This is a genomic window from Halorubrum ezzemoulense (assembly GCF_004126515.1).
Lineage (GTDB): Archaea > Halobacteriota > Halobacteria > Halobacteriales > Haloferacaceae > Halorubrum > Halorubrum ezzemoulense.
Genome location: NZ_CP034940.1, coordinates 820,094 through 841,353, shown reverse-complemented (window position 1 = coordinate 841,353; position 21,260 = coordinate 820,094). Strand labels below are relative to the sequence as shown.

The 21,260-nt window shown below is 71.5% G+C and carries 21 protein-coding genes and 1 pseudogene; 16 read left to right on the top strand and 6 right to left on the bottom strand.

The features are described from left to right. Window positions 1-9 precede the first annotated feature (9 nt). Window positions 10-384: a SlyX family protein gene (locus EO776_RS04175; protein ID WP_049931338.1), complete on the bottom strand. Its 375-nt coding sequence runs from the start codon at window positions 382-384 to the stop codon at window positions 10-12. Between the two features lie 178 nt (window positions 385-562). Here EO776_RS04175 and EO776_RS04170 point away from each other — a divergent pair, with 178 nt between their 5' ends. Next, on the top strand, window positions 563-1,345 hold the full coding sequence (locus EO776_RS04170; RefSeq protein WP_080508572.1) for a bacteriorhodopsin: 783 nt from the start codon (window positions 563-565) through the stop codon (window positions 1,343-1,345). Between the two features lie 65 nt (window positions 1,346-1,410). Continuing rightward, on the top strand, window positions 1,411-1,635 hold the full coding sequence (locus EO776_RS04165; RefSeq protein ID WP_049931340.1) for a hypothetical protein: 225 nt from the start codon (window positions 1,411-1,413) through the stop codon (window positions 1,633-1,635). A gap of 87 nt (window positions 1,636-1,722) precedes the next feature. On the opposite strand, the gene EO776_RS04160 is transcribed toward EO776_RS04165, so the two are convergent. Further along, on the bottom strand, window positions 1,723-3,786 hold the full coding sequence (locus tag EO776_RS04160) for an AAA family ATPase (protein ID WP_094520647.1): 2,064 nt from the start codon (window positions 3,784-3,786) through the stop codon (window positions 1,723-1,725). Between the two features lie 222 nt (window positions 3,787-4,008). Here EO776_RS04160 and EO776_RS04155 point away from each other — a divergent pair, with 222 nt between their 5' ends. The 4 genes from EO776_RS04155 to EO776_RS04140 all read left to right on the top strand — a co-directional run bounded on the left by EO776_RS04155 (window position 4,009) and on the right by EO776_RS04140 (window position 8,481). After that, the gene (locus EO776_RS04155) at window positions 4,009-6,009 is read left to right on the top strand and encodes a bacterio-opsin activator domain-containing protein (RefSeq protein WP_089307933.1); all 2,001 of its coding nucleotides are present in this window, start codon (window positions 4,009-4,011) and stop codon (window positions 6,007-6,009) included. A gap of 34 nt (window positions 6,010-6,043) precedes the next feature. After that, entirely contained in the window at window positions 6,044-6,535 is a 492-nt protein-coding gene (locus tag EO776_RS04150) for an SRPBCC family protein (protein WP_086216350.1), read from the top strand. Between the two features lie 109 nt (window positions 6,536-6,644). Then, on the top strand, window positions 6,645-7,778 hold the full coding sequence (locus tag EO776_RS04145) for an SPFH domain-containing protein (protein WP_085682739.1): 1,134 nt from the start codon (window positions 6,645-6,647) through the stop codon (window positions 7,776-7,778). Between the two features lie 91 nt (window positions 7,779-7,869). Continuing rightward, entirely contained in the window at window positions 7,870-8,481 is a 612-nt protein-coding gene (locus EO776_RS04140; RefSeq protein ID WP_049932491.1) for a winged helix-turn-helix transcriptional regulator, read from the top strand. A gap of 6 nt (window positions 8,482-8,487) precedes the next feature. On the opposite strand, the gene EO776_RS04135 is transcribed toward EO776_RS04140, so the two are convergent. The 3 genes from EO776_RS04135 to EO776_RS04125 all read right to left on the bottom strand — a co-directional run bounded on the left by EO776_RS04135 (window position 8,488) and on the right by EO776_RS04125 (window position 10,238). Further along, window positions 8,488-8,742, bottom strand: coding sequence for a DUF7123 family protein (locus tag EO776_RS04135; protein WP_049932489.1), 255 nt, complete (start codon window positions 8,740-8,742; stop codon window positions 8,488-8,490). A gap of 153 nt (window positions 8,743-8,895) precedes the next feature. Beyond that, the gene (locus EO776_RS04130) at window positions 8,896-9,444 is read right to left on the bottom strand and encodes a DUF84 family protein (protein WP_049932488.1); all 549 of its coding nucleotides are present in this window, start codon (window positions 9,442-9,444) and stop codon (window positions 8,896-8,898) included. Beyond that, window positions 9,441-10,238 (bottom strand): helical backbone metal receptor, encoded by a 798-nt coding sequence (locus EO776_RS04125; RefSeq protein ID WP_094520650.1) that lies wholly within the window; start codon window positions 10,236-10,238, stop codon window positions 9,441-9,443. The genes EO776_RS04130 and EO776_RS04125 overlap by 4 nt, the downstream gene beginning before the upstream one ends. A 255-nt stretch (window positions 10,239-10,493) precedes the next feature. Here EO776_RS04125 and EO776_RS04120 point away from each other — a divergent pair, with 255 nt between their 5' ends. The 6 genes and pseudogenes from EO776_RS04120 (at window position 10,494) to EO776_RS04095 (ending at window position 14,880) form a co-directional block, all read left to right on the top strand. Next, window positions 10,494-11,468 (top strand): transcription initiation factor IIB, encoded by a 975-nt coding sequence (locus EO776_RS04120; RefSeq protein ID WP_006114298.1) that lies wholly within the window; start codon window positions 10,494-10,496, stop codon window positions 11,466-11,468. Window positions 11,469-11,552: 84 nt separating this feature from the next. After that, window positions 11,553-12,260 carry a type I 3-dehydroquinate dehydratase gene (locus EO776_RS04115; RefSeq protein WP_094520187.1) on the top strand — a complete coding sequence of 236 codons (708 nt, stop codon included), beginning with the start codon at window positions 11,553-11,555 and terminating at the stop codon, window positions 12,258-12,260. A 111-nt stretch (window positions 12,261-12,371) separates the two neighbouring features. Continuing rightward, window positions 12,372-12,560, top strand: coding sequence for a multidrug transporter (locus tag EO776_RS04110; RefSeq protein ID WP_094520188.1), 189 nt, complete (start codon window positions 12,372-12,374; stop codon window positions 12,558-12,560). Between the two features lie 128 nt (window positions 12,561-12,688). Next, window positions 12,689-13,659 (top strand): annotated as a pseudogene (locus tag EO776_RS04105) (rhomboid family intramembrane serine protease). Beyond that, window positions 13,659-14,522: an endonuclease V gene (locus EO776_RS04100; protein ID WP_049932480.1), complete on the top strand. Its 864-nt coding sequence runs from the start codon at window positions 13,659-13,661 to the stop codon at window positions 14,520-14,522. Before EO776_RS04105 ends, EO776_RS04100 begins: the two are co-directional and overlap by 1 nt. Window positions 14,523-14,607: 85 nt before the next feature. Next, complete coding sequence (locus tag EO776_RS04095; protein ID WP_004596496.1) at window positions 14,608-14,880, top strand: DUF7385 family protein; 273 nt, start codon at window positions 14,608-14,610, stop codon at window positions 14,878-14,880. An 18-nt stretch (window positions 14,881-14,898) separates the two neighbouring features. Here the strand turns inward: EO776_RS04095 and EO776_RS04090 are convergent, their stop codons facing one another. Next, on the bottom strand, window positions 14,899-16,209 hold the full coding sequence (locus EO776_RS04090) for an MBL fold metallo-hydrolase (protein WP_094519379.1): 1,311 nt from the start codon (window positions 16,207-16,209) through the stop codon (window positions 14,899-14,901). 111 nt (window positions 16,210-16,320) lie between these two features. Between EO776_RS04090 and EO776_RS04085 the strand changes: the two genes are divergently transcribed. The 4 genes from EO776_RS04085 to ppsA all read left to right on the top strand — a co-directional run bounded on the left by EO776_RS04085 (window position 16,321) and on the right by ppsA (window position 21,201). Next, window positions 16,321-17,088, top strand: coding sequence for a nucleotide-binding protein (locus EO776_RS04085; protein WP_089307936.1), 768 nt, complete (start codon window positions 16,321-16,323; stop codon window positions 17,086-17,088). Further along, on the top strand, window positions 17,085-17,744 hold the full coding sequence (locus tag EO776_RS04080; protein ID WP_049932476.1) for a hypothetical protein: 660 nt from the start codon (window positions 17,085-17,087) through the stop codon (window positions 17,742-17,744). The genes EO776_RS04085 and EO776_RS04080 overlap by 4 nt, the downstream gene beginning before the upstream one ends. A 132-nt stretch (window positions 17,745-17,876) precedes the next feature. Next, window positions 17,877-18,506, top strand: a complete 630-nt coding sequence (locus tag EO776_RS04075; RefSeq protein ID WP_094519380.1) for a hypothetical protein — start codon at window positions 17,877-17,879, stop codon at window positions 18,504-18,506. A gap of 373 nt (window positions 18,507-18,879) precedes the next feature. Further along, a complete protein-coding gene (gene ppsA, locus EO776_RS04070) occupies window positions 18,880-21,201 on the top strand; it encodes a phosphoenolpyruvate synthase (RefSeq protein WP_086216187.1) in 2,322 nt (773 codons plus the stop codon). Window positions 21,202-21,260: the final 59 nt, after the last annotated feature.

The following is a 21,260-nucleotide window of genomic DNA, read 5'->3' as shown; positions in this document are numbered from 1 at the left end:
GCGGCGGCGTCAGTACGTGTGAATCACTTCGCCGCAACGCGTGCACTCGATCGTGTCCGATCTGAACAGCCGCTCCTTCTTCTCCGTGGGGCCGTTACACTCGGGGCAGACGCCGATGTTCCGTCCGTCCGCCACGCGCGCGGACAGATCGAGGAACTGCCCTTCGAGCCGTTCGATCTGTTCGGACTGCTCTTCGACGACCGATTGGAGCTCCTCGATCGTCTCCTCGCGCTCCTCGACCGCGGTGGACAGCTCCTCGATGCGCTGCTCGTAGGCGTCTATCGCCTCGACGTCGATGGTGACGTCGTCGGTCTCCTCCGCTTCCTGTTCCGCAGTGCTTTCGCTACGCTGTTCGGCTTCCGCCTCGGCGTCGTCGTCTGCCATACGAGACTGGTAGAGCCCCAGGGTCATTACTTTCAGGCCGACAACGTCACCCCGACCCGCGGCCCGTCAGGGTCGACCGGCGCCGGACCCCGCGCCAGAAGGGGGCGTCGTCACGGGGCGATACCTGACTAGGTTGGCATCGATCTGAATAGAATATACACAGTATAACGAAGTGGGTATGGACCCGATAGCGCTAACCGCAGCCGTTGGAGCTGATCTGCTCGGGGACGGTCGCCCCGAGACGCTCTGGTTGGGCATAGGCACGCTACTGATGCTCATCGGGACCTTCTACTTCATCGTTAAAGGATGGGGGGTCACTGACAAGGAGGCCCGTGAGTACTACTCGATCACGATCCTCGTGCCGGGGATCGCGTCGGCAGCGTACCTGTCGATGTTCTTCGGCATCGGCCTGACGGAAGTTCAGGTCGGCAGCGAAATGCTGGACATCTACTACGCGCGGTACGCGGACTGGCTGTTCACCACGCCGCTGCTGCTGCTCGACCTCGCGCTGCTGGCGAAGGTCGACCGCGTGAGCATCGGCACGCTCGTCGGCGTCGACGCGCTGATGATCGTCACCGGACTCGTCGGCGCGCTCTCGCACACGCCGCTCGCGCGGTACACGTGGTGGCTGTTCAGCACGATCTGCATGATCGTCGTGCTGTACTTCCTCGCCACGAGCCTGCGCGCCGCTGCGAAGGAGCGCGGTCCCGAGGTCGCGAGCACGTTCAACACCCTTACGGCGTTGGTGTTGGTGCTCTGGACGGCCTACCCGATCCTGTGGATCATCGGTACCGAGGGTGCCGGCGTCGTCGGCCTCGGCATCGAGACCCTCCTGTTCATGGTGCTCGACGTGACCGCCAAGGTCGGGTTCGGCTTCATCCTGCTCCGCAGCCGCGCGATCCTCGGCGACACCGAGGCACCGGAGCCCTCTGCGGGCGCCGAGGCCTCCGCCGCGGACTGATCGGCTAGCGGACCCGACGCGGCAGAACAACACGGTTCAACCGTTTCCAGCGTTCATTTTTCGACATGACTGACACTACCACCGAACAGCCGCCAGTGCTGCGTACACGGTCCGTCGTCGGACTCGCCGCCTGCGTCGTGACCGCGCTCGTCGGGATATTCCTGATCCCGACGCTACAGGAGCCGGGAGGCGGGTTCAACGCCCGGTTCTGGACGATGGCGGCCTTGGAGCTGGTCGCCATGATCGGCGTCGTCTACTTCGTCCTCAACCTCCACGAGGAGTCGGACTGAGGCGGGCGAGAAGCGCGGCTCGCGTCGCACCGCCGATCGCGGCGGTGCCGTCGTTCTCCGCACGAGCCGCGCCCGTTCCCTGACCGTTCACTTCTCAGGCAGCCCGGCGTCGGCCCTCCCGTCCCGGGTCGAGGGCGATGTCTCGGCGAGCGCGCGCTCGAAGTGGTCACGCCCGACGGTCGGGTCGACCGGTCCGTCGTCGACGATCGCGTCCTCGATCGCGAGCAGCCCGGCCTCCCGGACCAGCGCCGCGATGTCGCCGCCGCTGTAGCCGCCGGTGCGGTCGGCGAGGGCGTCGAGGTCGACGCCGGCCGCCGTCGGCATCTCGCGGGCGTGGATCTCCAGGATCTCCCTGCGGGCGTCTCGATCGGGGAGCGGCGTCTCGACCGCCTTCTCGATCCGGCCCGGCCGGAGCAGCGCCTCGTCGATGGCGTCCGGGCGGTTCGTCGCCGCGATCACCGCGACGTCGGTCAGCGGCTCCAGCCCGTCGAGTTCGGTCAGCAGCTGCGACACGACGCGCTCGCCGGCGCCGGTGTCGTCGCCGCGGCGCCGGGGGGAGATCGCGTCGACCTCGTCGAAGAAGATCACCGCCGGGGAGTTCTCGCGGGCGGTCGCGAACAGGTCGCGGACCGCCTTCTCCGACTCGCCGACGTACTTGTCGAGCAGTTCGGGCCCGTTCACCGGGATGAAGTTCGCGTCGCTGAGACTCGCCGCCGCGCGCGCGAGCAGCGTCTTCCCGGTTCCGGGGGGGCCGTACAGCAGCACGCCGGACGGGGGGTCGATCCCGAGCTCCGCGAAGCGGTCGGCGTACTCGAAGGGCCAGTACACCGCGCGCACCAGCTCCCGCTTCGCCTCGTCGAGCCCGCCGACCTCGTCCCAGCCGACCGCGGGGAACTCGACGGTGACCTCTCGCAGCCCGGTGGCCTCGACGTCGTCGAGCGCGGCGTCGAAGTCGGCCATCCGAATCGCGGTCCGGCCGTCGCGGCGGACCGCGCGCTCCAGCGCCGCGTCCGCGAGGACCGCCAGATCGGCGAACACGTACCCGTTGAGCCGCGCCGCGACCGCCTCGAAGTCGACGTCCATCGCGAGCGACGCGCCCTCGCAGAGCGCTTCGAGCGCGTCGGCGCGCTCGGCCGCCGTCAGCGGCTCGACCTCCAGTTCGCGGTCGAACCGCCCGCCGCGGCGCAGCGCCGACGGCACGCCGCTGGGGTCCGTGGTCGCGCCGATCACGACCGTCCGGTCCCCCGCGCGGAGCTCGTCGACCGTCGACCGGAGGCGGTCGGCCAGCGCGGAGTCGGCACCGTCGTCGGCCCCGAGCGCTTCGAGGTCGTCGAGGAGGACCACCGTCGGTTCCCCCGCGGGAACCGCCTCGACGAGCCGGTCGAGGCGGTCCGTGCGGTCGCTCGTCCGCTCGCCTCGGAGCCGGGCCGCCGAGGCGCGGACGAGCGTCGCGTCGGTCGCGGCCGCGACGGCCTCGACGAGCGTCGTCTTCCCCGACCCGCGCGGCCCGTGGAGGAGCAGCCCGAGCGTCGGAGAGCCGGCGGACTCGAAGGTCTCCGCCGCGTCGAACCGCGTGGAGACGGCGTCCAGGAGGCGGTCGAACGTCGCCGTCGGAACGACGCCGGCGCCGGGGCCACCGGTTCCCGGGGACTCGGCGACGACGTCCGGGCCGTCGTCGGCCGCGACGGCGATCTCGGTGTCGTCGCCGACGACCGCCGGCGACGAGGGGGTCACGTCCCGCACGTCGAACCGGAGCGTGAGCGCGCCGCCGAGGCGCGTCACCTCGACCTCGTCGCCGACGGCCACGGCCCGCCGATCGAGCCGGCGGCGAATGGCGTCCTCGCTCCGCTCGAGGTCGACGGACTGCCGGTGCCGGAGCGTGATCGACGACGCGACCGGGAGCGACGACGCCGCGACGGTCGCGTTGTCACCCGGATCGAGTCCGGCGCTCCGGCGGAGCCGCTCGGGGAGGAAGACGGCACGCGTCTGGACGTCGACCGCGACGACCGGGGCGACGACGCGGTGCGACCCCTCGGCGGCGATCGAACCGCCGGGGGCGACGCCGAGGTCGGCGAGGACGGCTTCGGGGAGGCCGACGCGGTCTTCGGGAACCGACGCGGGCGGCTCGCGGACCGGAACGCGCACGCTCATCGTGTCCGGGCTCGCTCGCGGGACGGTCCGGCGGCGACTATCGTCGACAGCATACGTCGATCGTTACGCCCACCGACCACAAAGTAATCACCCCCTAACTGGACAGCCGACTGGAGCCCGGGCGGTCGGTCCACGCCGTCCAAGTCGTCCGACCCGCGGGGGGAGACCCGGACCGCCGGAAGGCAGGCAAGCATTAACCCGTGTCGGTGCGAAGGGCGGAGCATGGCGAACGCTCGGGCGCTCCTCGTCCACCCGGAGGAGGGGAGCGATCGGATTGAGACGGCGCTCGGCGCCGCGGGGTTCGAAGTGACGCGCACTGACACGGCCTCGTCCGCGGTCGCGAAGGCGACGACCGGGGAGTACGACTGCGTCGTCAGCGAGTACGCCCTCGCCGGCGACGACGGGGTTGCGCTCGCGACCGCGATCGAGGAGTCCGACGCGGGCGTCCCGGTCGTGATGTTTACCGAGACGGACGAGGAGGGCGTCCCCGAGGCCGCCTTCGAGAACGGCGTCGACAGGTTCCTCCAGAAGAACGGATCGGCGTCGATCGAACGGCTCGTCTCCGACGTCTCGACGGTCTGCTCGGGGGTGCCGACCTCGGAGCCGCGACAGGACGTGTCCGACCACGAGCCGTCCGCGGGAGAGGTGACGCGGGCCGTCGAGGACGCGCCGATCGGGATCAGCATGAGCGATCCGGACCTCCCGGACTACCCGCTCGTGTACGTCAACAACGCGTGGGAGGAGCACACCGGCTACCCGGTCGAGGAGGCGCTCGGCCGTAACCCGCGGTTCCTCCAGGGACCGGGGACGGACCCGGAGACCGTCGACGAGATCGGAGAAGCGATCGCGAACGAGGAGGAGGCGACCGTCGAGATCCGGAACTACCGGCGCGACGGGACCCCGTTCTGGAACGAGCTGACGGTCGCGCCGATCTACGACGAGGAGGGCGAGCTGGCCCATTACGTCGGGTTCCAGAACGACATCAGCGAGCGGAAGGCGGCGGAGCGGCTCGCCGAGGAGCGCGCCGAGAAGCTCGCGACGGAGCGGCGCTCGCTGGACAGGGTGTTGGGCCGCGTGAACGGGCTGTTCAGCGATATCAGTCGCATCCTCGTCGAGAACCGCGACTCGGGCGTCATCTCGGAGCGCGTGTGCGAGGTCGTCGCCGGCGAACCGGGGTACGCCGGCGGGTGGATCGGCGAGGTGTCGTCCGCGACCGGTCGGCTCGAGATACGCGCCGCGAGCGGCGTGGCGGTCGAGTCGGGCGCGACGTTCGACATCGAGGAGACGCCGGCGGAGGTACGGGAGACGGTCGAGACGGGGGAGCCGCACAGCGGCTCGATAGAGCACGTCGCCGACGGCCCGCTCGAACCGAAGACCGCCGGCGGGCGGCGCCTCCTCGTCGTGCCGCTGACGTACGGAGAGCGGCAGTACGGCCTGTTGGCTATCTACGGCAGCGGCGCGGACGTGCTCGACCGCCGCGAGCGGCGGGTGTGCGAGTCCGTCGGGAAGATGATCGCGAACGGGCTCCACTCCATCGAGACCACGGAGATACTCACGACCGACCGCGTGGTGGAGCTCGTGGTCGGGATCCGCGACTCGACGGCGTCGCTCGCGCGGATCGCAGACGCGGTCGGCGGGGAAGTTGAACACCTCGGGACGACGCGACTCGACGACGACGCCTGCGAACTGTACTTCCGCGCCGACGGCGAGGGCGTCGACCTCGACGAGCTCGCCTCCCTCCCGCTGGTCGAATCGATGCGGACCGTCTCGGAGACGAACGACGGCGTCAGCTTCGCCGTCACCGTCACCGAGTCGCCGCCGCTCACCCAGCTGGCCGATCACGGCGGCGTCGTCGCCGAGGCGACCGCCACGCCGGAGGGAGCGACGCTGACGATAGAGGCGCCGCCCGAGCGCGACGTCCGGTCGATCCTCGACGTGTTCCGCGACGAGTACGAGGGCGTCGAGCTCCGCTCGCGCGTCGAGCGCGAGAGCCGCGACCGGACCGTCGCTGAGTTCGCGGCCGCGGTCGACGAGCGGCTCACCGACCGGCAGCGGGCGGCGCTGAAGACCGCCGAGCTGAACGGCTACTTCGAGTGGCCGCGGCCGGTCGACGGGTCGGAGATCGCGGAGCGGATGGGGATCACCCGACAGACGTTCCACCAGCACCTCCGCGCGGCCGAGCGGAAGCTGGTCGAGGCGTACGTCGATCCCCGGTCAAACTGATGGCCCAGGGGTCTGTGAGCGGGGGTGCCGCCGCATGAGCGACGAGCAGTCGAGCCCGAGCGACGACGGGCCGGACGCGGGCGACGATCCGTTCGCCGCGAGCGACGCGATCGTCGTCGCGGCCGACCCCGAGTCCGTGTTCGCGTTCCTCGACGATCCGGCGAACCACGCGGCGGTCACGCCCGGGCTCACGGACGTTCGGGACGTCGAACCGCTGGCGAACGGCGGGAAGCGCCTCTCGTACACCTACCGGATGGCGGGAGTCGGCATCGACGGCGAGATCGTCCAGACCCTCCACGAGCCGTCCGAGCGCCACGTCTTCGAACTCCGGGGGCGGCTCACCGGCACCATCGACCTCCGGACCGAGCCCGTCGACCGGGGGACGGAGCTGACGTACGCCGCGACGTACGGCCTGCCGGAGAACGCGCTCACGAGGCTCGGCGCACCCGTTGTCCGTCGGTTCAACGAGCGGCAACTCCGGGCGGCGCTGGAGAACGTCGCGGCCGAGTTCGACGGGAACGAGTGACGCTTCGGGAGCGGGCAGCGCGCGGCCGCGGCGCCGCGACCCGGGGACTGCGGGACGGTACGGCGTCGACAGGCGAACTATTAACCGTGGGATGGCCTAACTAGGAGGCATGGAACCGATCACCCTCCAAGCCGGCCTCGGCTTCGGGCTCGTGAGTGTCGGCCTGCTCGCGCTTCTGCTCGTGGTCGTCACGCTCTGGCAGTCGTTCGAGATCGTCGACGCCTACGAGAAGAAGACGCTCACCGTCTTCGGCGAGTACCGCAAACTGCTCGAACCGGGGATCAACCTCATCCCGCCGTTCGTCTCCCGCACGTACCCGTTCGACATGCGGACCCAGACGCTGGACGTGCCCCGGCAAGAGGCGATCACGCGGGACAACTCTCCCGTGACCGCCGACGCGGTCGTCTACATCAAGGTGATGGACGCGAAGAAGGCGTTCCTCGAAGTCGACGACTACAAGAAGGCCGTCTCGAACCTCGCGCAGACCACCCTCCGGGCGGTCCTCGGCGACATGGAGCTCGACGACACGCTGAACAAGCGCCAAGAGATCAACGCAAAGATTCGCAAGGAACTGGACGAGCCCACCGACGAGTGGGGGATCCGCGTCGAGAGCGTCGAGGTCCGCGAGGTCAACCCCTCGAAAGACGTCCAGCAGGCGATGGAGCAGCAGACCTCCGCCGAGCGCCGCCGCCGCGCGATGATCCTCGAAGCGCAGGGTGAACGCCGCTCCGCGGTCGAGCAGGCCGAGGGTGACAAGCAGTCCAACATCATCCGCGCGCAGGGTGAAAAGCAGTCCCAGATCCTCGAAGCACAGGGGGACGCCATCTCGACGGTCCTCCGCGCCCGCTCCGCCGAGTCGATGGGCGAACGCGCCATCATCGAGCGCGGCATGGAGACCCTAGAGGAGATCGGGAAAGGCGAGTCCACCACCTTCGTCCTCCCGCAAGAGCTCACCAGCCTCGTCGGCCGCTACGGCAAGGCCCTCTCCGGCTCCGACGTCCAGGAGATGGAGGGGCTCGACGGGAAGGAGTTCGACGCCGACACGCGGAAGATGCTCGGCCTCGACGACATCGACGAGATCCTCGGCCAGATCGAGGAGTCGGCGGAGATGAACGTCGAGGAGTTAGAGAAGGAGGCCGAGGCCGTGAAGTCGGGCGACGCCGGCGCGAGCATCAGGTCCGCGGACGAGGTCATCCAAGAGATGGACGACGAAGAGGCGGCGGAAGTGGAGAAGGAGCAGTAAATCGGCGCGGAGCGCGGTCAAGGCTGTCGATTCTCCGCGCCGAATTGGATCGAACGAAGTGTTTTTGTCGGGGCGTAGACTACTACTCGGCGTGACAGAGGGGTTCGACGGACGGAAACGCGAGACGCTCCGCCGCTTCGCCGCGGTCGGAGCGGCCGCGCCGTTCGTCGGCACCGCGAGCGCGGACGACGGAAGCGGGGACGCGAACGAGACGCGGGAGGCGATCCGCGGCTACGTGCCGACGACCCCCGGCGCGCACTTCTCGAAGCTCCGCGACGACCTCCGGCTCGGCACCGGCGAGGCGCAGTACCACCTCCGGAAGCTCGAAGAGGCGGGCGAGATCGAGTCGGTGAAGGACGCAGACTACCGGCGCTTCTTCCCCGCCGGGCGCTTCGACGAGACCGACAAGCGGGCGCTCGGCTACCTGCGGCGAGAGACGCCCCGCGGGATGATCCTCGCGCTGTTGCGCGACCCGAGCGCCACCGGCGCCGACCTCGCGGAGGCCCTCGGCGTCTCGCGGCCGACGATAAGCGCGGCGGCCGCCGACCTGGAGGGCGCGGGCCTCCTCGACCGGACCGACGGCTACGCGCTGACCGAGCCGGAGCGGCTGCTCACGCTCGTCGTCCGGTACGCCGACTCATTCGACGCCGAGGCCGTCGCGTTCGCCGACGAGGCGGCGTCGCTGGTCGCGTACGACCCCTGACTTCGGTCAGGCCGTGACCATCCACGTCGTGCCGGAGGAGTACCCCCACTTCTCGACGTCGATATCGGTGGCGGCGTCGACGACCGCGCTCATGTTCGCGCCGACCTCTTTCGCCGAGAGGTCGAGGTCGTTGGCGATCAGCCGCGACTTGAAGTACGTCCGGTCGGACGCGTTCTCGCGGAGGTACCGCAGGATACGCGCCTGTTTCGCGGAGAGGCCGGCCGATTCAGCTGCGACCGCGTCCGGGTGAGCCGTGCTCATACAGCCTTCACGTCATCACCCCGCATAAGCCGGTTGGTAGGTCGGGTTAACACGCCGCAGTCTTGCGGTTTTCTACGGTGAGACGAGCGAGAGTCCCGTCCCAGCAGCGGGTTTGGGTACGGTCTTCGAACCGGGGCGGCGACGCGGACGGGCTCAGTACAGTTCGGCGACGAAGGGACCGAGCGCGCCGCTCACCGCGGCCGCGAGCGCCTCCGCCCGGTCGACGCGACCGTTCGTGAGCGCCCCGACGGCGCCGCCGCGCGTCGCGACGCCGTCGGTGCCGAGGAGGTCGTCCATCACGGGACCGAGTTCCGCCCCGTCGTCGATGCGGGCGGCGACGTTCGCCGGGAGCGCGAGGCTCGGCCCGGCGGCGCGGCCGACGCGGTCGCCGTCGGTCACGGCCGCCCACATGATCAGGAACCGCTCGTCGGCGCCGTCGAATCCCGCGACGCCGCCCTCGATGCCGACGCCGAGGTCGCGGTCGGGTTCGAGCGCCGCGCGGGCCCGGTTCTCCGCGCCCGCGACCGTCTCGGCGTGGCCGGTCGGCTGCTCGCTCACGCGGGAGTCGACCGGGACCGACTCGACCGCGACGCCGGTCGGACCGCCGGGGAGGTCGTCGTCGCCCGCCGACCCGACCGCCAGCTCGACCGCGCGCCGCTTCACCGGGTTGCCGCTGCCGACGCCGACTCGCAGGATCGTCATGTCCGGGCGTCGTCGTCCGGCGCCGAAAACGCCTCGGGATGGAGCAAGCGCGCCAGCCGCTCGACGCCGTCGATCAGGGCGGGGCTCGGCTGGTTCAGGAGGGAGTCGTCCAGGACGTGAACGGGGGCGTCGACCCACTCGCGCCCGGCGACGCCGGCGGGGTCGACGCGGTCGCCGTGCCCGCAGACGTGGACGACGACGTGGTCGGGATCGGCGCGCTCGACGTCTGCGGGCTCCACCTCGCGGGAGCGCTCGCCCGGCTCGGCGAACGGGTAGCGTCCGCCGGCGGCGCGGACGGCGTCGGGGACCCAGTTGCCGGCTGCCATCGGCGGGTCGGACCACTCCTCGCAGTACACGGTCGGACGGCGGCGGTCGGCGACGGCCTCGGCGATCCGGTCGAGTCGCTCGCGGGCGTCGGCCGCGAGGCGCTCGCCGGCCTCGGGGCGGTCCACGTCGGCGCCGCGGGCCGCGAACCCGTCCAACACGTCGTCGAGCGTTGCGGGCTCGCGGTGCGCGACGTCGAGGCCGCGGTCGCGGCAGGCGGCCGCGAGGTCGGCCTGGAGCGCGTCGCTCGTGAGGACGACATCCGGGTCGAGGGCGGCGACGCGGTCGAGGTCGGGGTTCAGCCACCCGCCGACGGCGGTCGGGAGGTCGGAACCGTGCGCCGACCCGGGGTTGGAGCCGTCCGGGAGGTCGCAGTGGGCGGTGACGGCGACGAGGCGGTCGGCCGCCCCGAGGCCGGCGACCGTCGCGGTCGCGCTCGGTGCGAGCGAGACGACACGGGGCGCGGACATGGCGTCCGATCCGGTCGCGGTCGTCTCAACGGTTTCGATCGCCACGCTGACGCGGCGCCGCGGCGGTGATAGCGGCCGCAGGCGGCCGAGGTCGTCCGCGCGTCCCGACCGATCGGGGATCGGCGAAAACGCGTGATAGATCGTGTTCTTTTGTCGAGATCCGAGCGACACGTTCCGGTCGTTTTAAGTTATCTTCTGCCGACGGTAACGTAAGATCGCTCTCGGGCAGTTTCAGTTTCCGGGGGCCACCGAGCTATGAGTGAACGACTACACACACGGGGGAGTCGCTCCCGAACGGAGACGAACGAGGAGGAATCGGAGAACACGGACGAGACGCTCAGCTGCCCGGAGTGCGGCGGGCACGTCATCAACGACGAGGAACACGGGGAGACCGTCTGCAGCGACTGCGGGCTCGTCGTCGAGGCGGACTCGGTCGACCGCGGCCCGGAGTGGCGCGCGTTCGACTCCCGCGAGAAGGACGAGAAGAGCCGCGTCGGCGCCCCGACGACGAACACGATGCACGACAAGGGGCTCTCGACGAACATCGACTGGCGCGACAAGGACGCGTACGGCCGGTCGCTCGGCGCGCGCCAGCGCCAGAAGATGCAGCGGCTCCGCAAGTGGAACGAGCGGTTCCGCACCCGCGACTCCAAGGAGCGCAACCTGAAGCAGGCGCTCGGCGAGATCGACCGCATGGCGAGCGCGCAGGGGCTCCCGGACAACGTCCGCGAGACGGCCTCGGTCATCTACCGACGCGCGCTCGACGAGGACCTGCTCCCCGGTCGCTCCATCGAGGGCGTCTCCACCTCCTGCGTGTACGCCGCCGCCCGGATGGCCGGCGTCCCGCGCAGCCTCGACGAGATCGCCGACGTGTCGCGCGTCGAGAAGGCTGAGATCGCGCGGACGTACCGCTACGTCGTCCGCGAACTGAAGCTCGAAGTGAAGCCGGCCGACCCCGAGCAGTACGTCCCCCGGTTCGCCTCCGACCTCGAACTGAGCGAGGAGTCGGAGATGCGCGCGAAGAGCCTCCTCCGCAACGCCAAGGAGAAGGGCGTCCACTCGGGTAAGTCGCCGGTGGGCCTCGCCGCGGCCGCCGTCTACGCCGCCGCGCTCCTCACGAACGAGAAGACGACGCAGGCCGCCGTCTCGGAGGTCGCCGACATCTCCGAGGTCACCATCCGGAACCGGTACCACGAGCTGCTGGAGGCCGAGGACGGCCTCGTCGCGTAAGCGGACGCTTTCCCCGCCGACCCGACCGACCCCCACGCCGTTCTACCCCGACCAGCTAAGTCCCCGCCCGCGGTACGCCCGCGTATGTTCGAGGAGTTCGTCCTCGCGGCGAGCACGGCCGACCTCTCCGAGGAGCCGCGGGCCCGCGACCACGCCGACGCGGTGGAGTTCCGGATGGACCTCGCGGACGCCCCGCGCGACCAGCTGGCGAGCTACGACGGCGAGCTCCCCCTGCTCGTCACGAACCGGGCGTCGTGGGAGGGCGGCGAGGCCGACGGGCTCGCGCGCTACGACGCGCTCTCCGACACGGTCGCCCGCGACGCGGTCGCCGCGGTCGACGTGGAGCTCGCCGCGCTGCGCGGGACGCACCCGGACCCGGCCGAGGAGTCGCACGCGACAGCGCTGCGTGACGCGGCCCGAAGGGAGGGGGTGGCGGTGGTCGCGTCGGTCCACGACTTCGAGTCGACGCCCGAGCCGGCCGCGCTGGTCGACCTGCTCGCCGACGCCGCGAGCGAGGGCGACGTGGGGAAGCTAGCGACGACCGCGACCGCCCCGGCGGACGCGCTGGCGATGCTCGAGGCGACCCACGAGGCGACCGTCGCTGGCCATCGGGTCGCGACGATGTGTATGGGCGAGCCGGGGCGTCACACCCGCGCGGTCGCCCCGGTCTACGGCTCGAAGATCGGCTACGCGCCCGTCGACCCCGCGGAGGCGACCGCGCCGGGGCAGTACCCGCTCGCGACGCTCCGAACCCTCGTCGACAGGCTTCGAGGCGGCGAGCCGGGCGCGTAGAGGCGGTGAGCCGGGCGCGTAGAGGCGGTGAGCCGGACGCGTAGGGACAGCAAACCGGGCGCGCGTAGGGGCGGACACTTTTCACGCCCGCCGTCGAACTACGGCGGTGAGATGGCCCTCATCGGATCGGATCAGTCGTCGGTGGTCTCCGCGTTCGGCCTCCTCGTCGCCCTCGTCGCGGTCGTCGGCACCCGATTCCTCGGGTGGGAGTGGGGGTCCGGCCGACTCGTCCCGACGCTCGTCGGCGTGGCGGTCACCGGGGTCGCCGTCGCGGTCGTCGCCGGGCGGGTACTGGACTGAACGCGGCGACCGCGTCGCCGTCGCGCACGTCGATCCGGTCGCCAGGCCCGGCTCGCCGCGTCGCCGACCGGCCGACGCGCCCGGGACGGAGCCAAACCGCTTTACGACCGCCCGCGTAAGTGTCGTCAATGGCGACGTGCGACGAATGCGGGGAGTACGAGAACCTCCCGTACCAGTGTAAGCGGTGCGGCCAGACGTTCTGCGCCGAGCACCGACTGCCCGAGAACCACAACTGTCCGGGCCTCGCCGAGTGGGACGACCCCGGCGGGGTCTTCGACAGCGGCTTCGACGAGAGCGTCGAGGGCGGGGCCGCGGGCGGCGCCGCCGACGCGCGGGGCGGCGGGGCGGAGTCGTCGACCGCATCAAGCGTCGGGTCGACCGCGAGACCGGCACCGGCGGGTTCGTGAGCTTCTTCCGCAACAACGCGACGTACGCGATCCTGCTGGCGATGTGGGTCACGTTTGTCGCGCAGTGGGTCGCGCTGTTCGTCGGCGGCCAATCGCTCCACAACACCCTGTTCGTGCTCCAGTCGGAGGCGGTCACGAACGTCTGGACGTGGGTGACTTCGGTGTTCTCGCACGCCCCGGGACAGCTGTTCCACATCATCGGCAACAGCGTGGTCATCCTGTTCTTCGGCCCCCTCGTCGAGCGCGCCGTCGGGTCGAAGCGGTTCGCGGCGTTCTTCTTCGGGGCGGGGATCGCCGCGGGGCTCGGCCACGTCCTCTTCGCGATCGCGACGAACGCCCCGCCGACGGGGGTCCTCGGCGCCAGCGGCGCCGGCTTCGCGATCCTCGGCGTCCTCACCGTCTGGCGGCCGAACATGCAGGTCCTCCTCTTTTTCGTCATCCCGATGAAGATCAAGTACCTCACGTGGGGGATCGCGGTCGTCTCCGCGCTGCTCGTGGTCACGAGCGGCACGGGCGGCGTGGGCGGCATCGCGCACCTCGCGCACCTGATCGGGTTCGCCATCGGGCTCGCGTTCGGCAAGCGCAACGAGGGGCTCGCCCGCTCCGCGGGCGGCATGGGCGGCGTCTCGATGGGCGGCGCCCGCGGTCCCGGGGGTCCGGGAGGCCCCGGCGGTCCGGGCGGACGCTTCTAATGGACCTCGCGCGGCCCGATCTCCGTCCCGACCCGTCGCTGTCGCGGCAGGAGATGGAGTCGCTCCAGCGCGAGATCGCGGCGGCCGCGGCGTTCGACGACGACCACGCGCTCGACCCGGCCGCCGTCGCGGTCGAGTCGGCCGCCTCGCTCGCCGACGGCCTCCCGCCGGCTCGCCCGGACGCGGTCGCGAACGAGACGCTCCCCGGTACCGGCGGCGCGGTGGAGGAGTCCGGTGTGCCCACCGTCGTCGGCGTCGACCAAGCGTTCCGCACCGACCGCGCGGGCGACCGTCCCGACGCCGCCGTCTCCGCTGCGGTTGCGTTCCGCGACGGGACCGTGGTCGAGTACGCGAGCGCGACCACGCCGCTGTCGATCCCGTACATTCCGGGCCTGCTCGCGTTCCGGGAGGGCGAGCCGATACTGGCCGCGCTCGACGCGCTCGACGCCGAGGCCGATCTGCTGGTCTGCGACGGCTCCGGCCGGATCCACTTCCGGGAGGCGGGGCTCGCGACGCACGTCGGCGTCCTGTGCGACGTGCCGAGCGTCGGCGTCGCGAAGAGCCTCCTCTGCGGCGAACCCGACGAGCCGACGGCCGAGCGCCCCGCGGGCTGGCGGACGCCGATCCGCGCGGACGACGCGGTGACGACGGCCGAGCCGGGGACGGTGATCGGCCACGCGTTCCAGTCACGCCAGTACCCGAACAGCAGGCGGGTGAACCCCCTCTACGTCAGTCCCGGGCACCGCGTGTCCGCGGAGAGCGCCGTCGACCTCGTCGCGGCGCTGTGCGCGGGCTACAAGCTCCCCGAGCCGACGCGGCTCGCGGACGCGCACGCGGAGCGGGCGAAAGGCGACGCGGAGTGAGCGCGGAGGCCGTTTCGGACCGACACTGTGTCACCTGTTGCCACGGGCAGGCGGTTTTTAGACGGTCGCCCGCGAACGCAGAGACATGGGAGACGACGACGCCGAGAGTCCGATGTCCGCCGAGGAGTTCCGGTCGCTGACCGACGGGCTGGTGCGACAGAGTTCGGGCGGCGGGACCACCGTCTACAAGAACGCCGCGGGGGTCGGCTGTCCGAACCCGGACTGCGACCGCGGCGTCTTCCAGACGCTGTTCGTCAGCGACCACGGCTGGCAGCAGATCGGCGCCACCCGCGACGGGATCGACCTCTGTCTCGTCAACACGGAGTCGAAGCGGCTCGTCTTCATCCACGACGAGTGAGCGGTCCGGCGCGACGCGTCAGTCGTCGTCCGCGGGGGAGCCGGCGTCCGGCTCGGCGGCGCAGCGGTTCGGACCGAGTTCGAGTTCGATCGCGGCGGTCTCGTCCGCCGGCGACTCGACCCCGCGGTTGGCCGCGATCACCGACTCGTAGTTCGGCGGCTTCTCCGGCAGCGTCCGCGTGATCCGTTCGACGAAGTCGTCCGCGTCGAGGCCGAGGACGTCGATCTCGCCGCGCGCGGCGCCGACCGTCGTGAAGACGGGCTCGCCGGGCTCGACCTCCCCGGTCGAGCCGTCGTTCGCGACGGCGAAGTGGCCCGGGCAGACGACGACGCCGTCCGGCTGCGCGAGCAGCGTCCCGTGGAGCGAGTCGTACAGCCGACGGGCCGCGCCCGCGGCACCCCCGTCCGAGACGCCTCCACCGTCCGCGCCGCCCTCGCCGCCGTCGTCCGCCGAGAACTGGAGCTCCGTCCGGCCGACGCTGTCGGTGAACAGCGTGTCGCCCGTGAGCACCGCCGCGTCGCCGACGAGGTAGCTCGCGCCGTCGTCGGTGTGCCCGGGCGTCGCGAGCGCCTTCAGGTCGACGCCGCCGGCGTCCAGCGTCTCGTTGCGTTCGATCGGCTCGAACTCGGAGGCCACGTCGCGGGCAGCGGCCGCGGCGGGCAGGTAGTACGGGACACCGAGGTCGTCAGCGAGCGCCCGGCCGCCCGAGAGGTGGTCCGCGTGAACGTGCGTGTCGACGGCGGCCGCGATCGACGCGCCGCGTTCGGCGGCCGCCTCGACCCACTCGTCGCCGTGTCTGGAGACGTCGATAGCGACGGCGACGCGGTCGGAGCCGTCCCGGGCGTCGGATCGGTCGGCAGGAACGTGATCCGCGTCGCCCGGCTCGCGACCGCCGACCACGAGGTAGCCCAGACACCCCTTCGCGCGGCGCTGGACCTGGACGAGGTCGAGCGGCGGGGCCGCGTCGGGCGGGTCGCCGAGCGGGACCTCGGTGCTGTCGTACACCGCGGACCAGCCGCGCATGCCGTCGGCGACGACGGTCACGTCCTCGTACCCCGCGGCGTCGAGCTCGGCGGCGAAGTCGTCGGAGGCCTTCCCCTTCGCGCACAGCGTGATTACGCTGTCGTCGGGCGAGAGCCCGGTCTCGCGTTCGAAGTCGTCGACGTCGAACTCGTGGAACGGCTTGTAGAAGTAGTGGACCGCGTCCGCCACGCGCCACCCCGCGAAGCTCTCCTCGGGTCGCGTGTCGACCACGGCGAACGAGCGCTCGCCGCGCCGTCGCTCGTCGATCCTGTCGCGGAACTCGTCGGCGGCTATCGTCTCGGCCATGGTGCTCCCATCGCGCCGCGGGATCAAAAGCGCTGCCGCCGACACGGCCGAGGAGCGAAGCGGGCGAGCGCGATGAAGAGGATTTATTCGGACCGCCGGGCGACCGGGCGTATGGTCGAGGCGTTCGCGGTCGCCAGCGGGAAGGGCGGCACGGGGAAGACGACGAGCACGCTCGCGCTCGGGATGGCGCTCGCGGCCGACCACGACGTGACCGTCGTGGACGCCGACACCGGCATGGCGAACCTCCTCTTTCACGCCGGGCTCGACGACGCGGCGGTTACCCTTCACGACCTCCTCGTCGAGGGCACCGCGACGGACGTGAACGAGGCGACCTACGAGCGGTTCGGACTCTCGGTCGTCCCCTGTGGCACCTCGCTCGCGGGCTTCGAGGCCGCGGAGCCGGAGCGGCTCCGCGACGTGGTGGCCGAGCTCGCGCGCGACACCGACGTGCTCCTGCTCGACTCGCCCGCCGCGCTGGGCTCGAAGTCCGCCGTGCTGCCGGTCGTCCTCGCGGACCGCGTCGTCGTCGTCGTCGAGCCGACGATCCCCGCGCTCTCTGACGGCCTGAAGGTCCAGGAGTACGCGCGCTCGTACGGCACGGAGACGGCCGGCGTCCTGTTCAACAAGGTCAGAGGCGGGGCCGACGACGTCGCCGCGCAGGCGGAGCGCCACTTCGGCGGCCCCGTCCTCGCGAACGTCCCCGAGAGCGACGCGGTCCGCGCGGCGCGCCGGGCCGGCGAGCCGCTGATCGCGCACGCGCCGGAGAGCGAGGCCGCCGCGCGCTACCGGCGGGCCGCCGACCGGCTCGACGTGCGCGACGGCGACGGCGACGCGGTCGCCGACCGGTTCCGCAGCGCGGTCGTGCCCGACACGCCATGAGCGGAAGCCCGGAGGGCGACGGGTCGGCGTCGCCGACCCTCACCGTCCCGCGGGGGACGCTCCTGCGCTCGCGGGTAGTCTCCGACGTGGGAACGACGCTGTCGCGCGCGCTCGACCGCGGGCTGACCGGCTACGCGACGCTCGTCCCGCAGGAGACGCTGCTGCTCTCGGGCAAGGCACGCGGCGTCCTCACCTTCGAGGACGGCGTGCCCGTGCTGGCGTACAACACGGTGACGGACAGCGGCGGGCCGGACGCGCTCGCGGAGCTCGCGGTCCCCGGCCCCTACCGCGTCGAGCTGTACGCCGTCGACCGGAGCGGACTGGCGGCGGCCCACGAGGAGGAGTCGCTGCGGGTCGCGCCCGACGCGGCCGCGACCGAGCTGGCCGACGACGCCGACCTCGCCGAGCGGACCCGCGACGCGGCGCCCGGAGAGCGACTGCGCGACGGCGACGACGAGGACGACGCCGTCGCCGCCTTCCTCGCGGACGACGACCGGATCGATGCGATCCGCGAGCAGGCGCGAGCCGAGGCCCGCGACCGCGCGGCCGAGTGGGGGCTCGACGACGCGCTCGACGGATCGGCCGAACCGGACGGGGACGACGCCGACGCGGCGGCCGGGGACGGTGCGGTGAGTGGGGGCGCGGTCGACCGCTGACCGAACGGTTATTCCGGCCCGGCCCGTCATGTCAGTATCACGGTCCTCCGACTGCTGCGGCTGACGACGACCGCCGACTTCGCGAGCTGGTACGCCGCCGGCCGCGCGTACACAGCCGGCGTCGCCGAGGGAATGGGCTTTTCGGGCGTCGACAGCCTCAACGGCGACCGAGTCGAGCGCCGCCTCCGGACGGCCCCCGACGAACTGACGCCGGACGAGGCCCGGTCGGTCGCGGCGACGCTGCTCGCGGACGGGGCGTTCTCGGAGCCGTACTGCGAGTGGCTGCCGACGTGGTACGAGCTCGCGCTCATCGCGCCGGTGCGGTACTGCGACTGGCGGCTGCGCCGAGTCGCCGGCGCGGTCGCCGACCGGGCGTCCGTGACCGCGACCGCGCCGCGGTTCTCGCGGCCGGCCGACGTGCGGATCGACGGCGCGCCGGCGCTGTCGCGGGCCTCCGGCTTCCGCGGGCGGTTCCTGCTCGCCGACTCGCTGCTCCACTTAGAGTGGTTCGTCCACGTCGCGGCCGCGGACGGCATCGACGTGCCCGCCGACCTTATCGCGCGGACCCGCGAGGAGTCGCTGTCGTACTACGGCGGCGATCGGGACCACCTCTCGCCGGACGTGCGTCGGTTCCAGCGGCACCTGTTCGCCGACGACCGCTGGGTCCGGCGCGTCGACGAGGCGTACGACCTCGACAGCGCCCTGTTCGGGCTCTGGGAGCGACTGCTGCGCGACGAGCGTCGGCGGCTCGACGAGAGCTGACGACGCGAACTCCGAGCCGAGGACAGTCGTCCGGAATGCTGTTACAGCCCCTGTAACTCGTTACGGGATCCGAACGCGGAACGGGAGGTAAGTATAGGCCGATTCATCGATTACGAGGTTGTACGAACCGGTATCCGGTTCGCTGTCCCCGACGCTCCGGCCCTCGTTTTGACGGACGATCGGTGTTCAGTCGTCGACGAACTGTTTCCGGTCGGGCTACCGCACGGTGCCCGTCGCTCGTTCGCGGGTTCGCGTCCGGGACGATCCCCCATGCTGCGCCGTCGGAGACAACTCGGTCCCGAGTTGTGTTTTATTCACCGTTTCTCATGCCGGAAGCTTCATAGGTCGCCTCGCGGATCCTCCGGGTACACGAATGGCAGTACTCTTGCTGGAGGACGTCGACGCCGACGACGTCGGGACCGTCGGCGGGAAGGCCGCGTCGCTCGGCGAACTCATCGGTGCGGGGCTCCCGGTGCCGCCGGGGTTCGCCGTCACCGCGGGCACGTATCGAACGTTCATCGAGGAGGCCGGGATCGACGACGAGCTGTTCGACGCGGTCGACGTGGACCCGGAGGACTCCGCCGCCCTCCGCGAGGCCGAGGCGACCGCCGAGCGGCTGATCCTCGACACCCCGTTCCCCGAGGAGGTCCGCGAGGAGATACTGGAGCAGTACCGGGCGATGGGCGAGGACGGCGAGGAGGCGTTCGTCGCGGTCCGCTCGTCCGCGACCGCCGAGGACCTCCCCGACTCCTCGTTCGCCGGCCAGCAGGAGACGTTCCTCAACGTCCGCGAGGACGACCTCCTCCGGCGCGTCAAGGAGTGCTGGGCCTCGCTTTTCACCCAGCGCGCGATCTATTACCGGCAGCAGCGCGGGTTCCCGCACGCGGACGTCGACATCGCGGTCGTCGTCCAGCGGATGGTCGACGCCGAGAAGTCCGGCGTGATGTTCACCAGCCACCCCTCGACGGGCGACCCGCAGGTCACCATCGAGGCGGCGTGGGGGCTCGGCGAGGCGGTCGTCTCCGGAACCGTCTCGCCCGACAACTACGTGTACGACCGCGAGCGCGGCGCGGTCGACGAGGTCACCGTCGCGGACAAGAAGGTCGAGATGGTGAAAGACCCCGACACCGGCGAGACGGTCCAGCTCGACGTCGACGAGGACCGGCGGAGCGAGCGGGTCCTCTCGGACGGGGAGATCGGCGACCTCGTCGAGCTCGGCGAGCGCGTGGAGGACCACTACGGCGCCCCGCAGGACGTCGAGTGGGCGATCTACGGCGGCGAGATATACATGCTCCAGTCGCGCCCGATCACGACGATCCGAGAGGACGCCGGCGACGAGGGCGGAGCGAGCGGCGCCGACGCGGCGGCCGCCGACGGCGAGGGCGCGACGACTGCGCGGGGCGGCGACGACGACGCGGACGTGCTCGTCGACGGGCTCGGCGCCAGCCCGGGCGTGGTCTCCGGGGCCGTCCGGCTCGTCCACAAGCTCGACCACCTCGATCAGGTACAGGAGGGGGACGTGATGGTGACGGAGATGACGATGCCCGACATGGTGCCGGCGATGAAGCGCGCCGCCGGCATCGTCACCGACGAGGGAGGGATGACGAGCCACGCCGCGATCATCTCCCGCGAGCTCGGCGTCCCCGCGGTCGTCGGGACGGGCAACGGGACCCGCGTCCTCGAAGACGGCCAACAGGTCACGCTCGACGGTGACAAGGGGACGCTCCGGGCCGGCGAGGACGAGTCGGCCGAGCCGGGCGAGGAGTTCGAGCCGGTCGAGGCCGCGCGCCCCGAGACCCCCGTCAAGCCGATGACGGCGACGGAGGTGAAGGTGAACGTCTCGATCCCGGAGGCGGCCGAGCGCGCGGCGGCGACGGGCGCCGACGGCGTCGGCCTGCTCCGGATCGAACATATGGTGCTGTCGCTCGGGAAGACGCCCGAGACGTACATCGCCGACCACGGCGCCCGCGCCTATCAGGACGAGCTGATCGAGGGCGTCCGGCGCGTCGCCGACGAGTTCTACCCGCGACCGGTCCGCGTCCGGACCATCGACGCGCCGACCGACGAGTTCCGCGAGCTGGAGGGCGGCGAGGGCGAGCCGGCCGAGCACAACCCGATGCTCGGCTGGCGCGGGATCCGCCGGAGCCTCGACAAGCCCGAGCCGTTCCGGCAGGAGCTGGCCGCGTTCGCGCGCCTCTACGACATGGGGTACGACAATTTGGAGGTGATGTTCCCCCTGGTCAACGACGCCGCCGACGTGGAGGGGATCGCGCGGCACATGCGCGAGGCCGGGATCGACCCCGAGACGCACCGCTGGGGCGTGATGATCGAGACGCCCGCCAGCGCGCTCCAGATCGAGGAGCTCGCCGAGGCGGGCATCGACTTCGCCTCCTTCGGGACCAACGACCTCACGCAGTACACGCTCGCGGTCGACCGCAACAACGAGCACGTCGCCGACCGGTTCGACGAGCTCCACCCCGCCGTGTTGCGGCTCATCGGCGACACCATCGAGACGTGCCGCGAGCTCGGCGTCGACACGAGCATCTGCGGGCAGGCCGGCTCGAAGCCCGAGATGGTCGAGTTCCTCGTCGAGAAGGGGGTCTCCTCGATCTCGGCGAACATCGACGCGGTCCGCGACGTCCAACACGAGGTGAAGCGGACCGAACAGCGTCTCCTACTCGATTCGGTCCGCTGAGTCCGCTCGCGGTGCGTTTCTCTCCCGGCGCCGAGAGCGGAACGGGTAAGAGCCGCCCC

Bases quoted from the DNA above. Each gene is read 5' to 3' on its own strand.
- EO776_RS04165 (WP_049931340.1), top strand. From the start codon at position 1,411: ATGACTGACACTACCACCGAACAGCCGCCAGTGCTGCGTACACGGTCC.
- EO776_RS04095 (WP_004596496.1), top strand. From the start codon at position 14,608: ATGGGAGACGACGACGCCGAGAGTCCGATGTCCGCCGAGGAGTTCCGG.
- EO776_RS04130 (WP_049932488.1), bottom strand. From the start codon at position 9,444: ATGACGATCCTGCGAGTCGGCGTCGGCAGCGGCAACCCGGTGAAGCGG.
- EO776_RS04090 (WP_094519379.1), bottom strand. From the start codon at position 16,209: ATGGCCGAGACGATAGCCGCCGACGAGTTCCGCGACAGGATCGACGAG.
- EO776_RS04170 (WP_080508572.1), top strand. From the start codon at position 563: ATGGACCCGATAGCGCTAACCGCAGCCGTTGGAGCTGATCTGCTCGGG.
- EO776_RS04145 (WP_085682739.1), top strand. From the start codon at position 6,645: ATGGAACCGATCACCCTCCAAGCCGGCCTCGGCTTCGGGCTCGTGAGT.
- EO776_RS04125 (WP_094520650.1), bottom strand. From the start codon at position 10,238: ATGTCCGCGCCCCGTGTCGTCTCGCTCGCACCGAGCGCGACCGCGACG.
- EO776_RS04160 (WP_094520647.1), bottom strand. From the start codon at position 3,786: ATGAGCGTGCGCGTTCCGGTCCGCGAGCCGCCCGCGTCGGTTCCCGAA.
- EO776_RS04080 (WP_049932476.1), top strand. From the start codon at position 17,085: ATGAGCGGAAGCCCGGAGGGCGACGGGTCGGCGTCGCCGACCCTCACC.
- EO776_RS04110 (WP_094520188.1), top strand. From the start codon at position 12,372: ATGGCCCTCATCGGATCGGATCAGTCGTCGGTGGTCTCCGCGTTCGGC.
- EO776_RS04115 (WP_094520187.1), top strand. From the start codon at position 11,553: ATGTTCGAGGAGTTCGTCCTCGCGGCGAGCACGGCCGACCTCTCCGAG.
- EO776_RS04175 (WP_049931338.1), bottom strand. From the start codon at position 384: ATGGCAGACGACGACGCCGAGGCGGAAGCCGAACAGCGTAGCGAAAGC.
- EO776_RS04100 (WP_049932480.1), top strand. From the start codon at position 13,659: ATGGACCTCGCGCGGCCCGATCTCCGTCCCGACCCGTCGCTGTCGCGG.
- ppsA (WP_086216187.1), top strand. From the start codon at position 18,880: ATGGCAGTACTCTTGCTGGAGGACGTCGACGCCGACGACGTCGGGACC.
- EO776_RS04155 (WP_089307933.1), top strand. From the start codon at position 4,009: ATGGCGAACGCTCGGGCGCTCCTCGTCCACCCGGAGGAGGGGAGCGAT.
- EO776_RS04120 (WP_006114298.1), top strand. From the start codon at position 10,494: ATGAGTGAACGACTACACACACGGGGGAGTCGCTCCCGAACGGAGACG.
- EO776_RS04085 (WP_089307936.1), top strand. From the start codon at position 16,321: ATGGTCGAGGCGTTCGCGGTCGCCAGCGGGAAGGGCGGCACGGGGAAG.
- EO776_RS04135 (WP_049932489.1), bottom strand. From the start codon at position 8,742: ATGAGCACGGCTCACCCGGACGCGGTCGCAGCTGAATCGGCCGGCCTC.
- EO776_RS04075 (WP_094519380.1), top strand. From the start codon at position 17,877: ATGGGCTTTTCGGGCGTCGACAGCCTCAACGGCGACCGAGTCGAGCGC.
- EO776_RS04150 (WP_086216350.1), top strand. From the start codon at position 6,044: ATGAGCGACGAGCAGTCGAGCCCGAGCGACGACGGGCCGGACGCGGGC.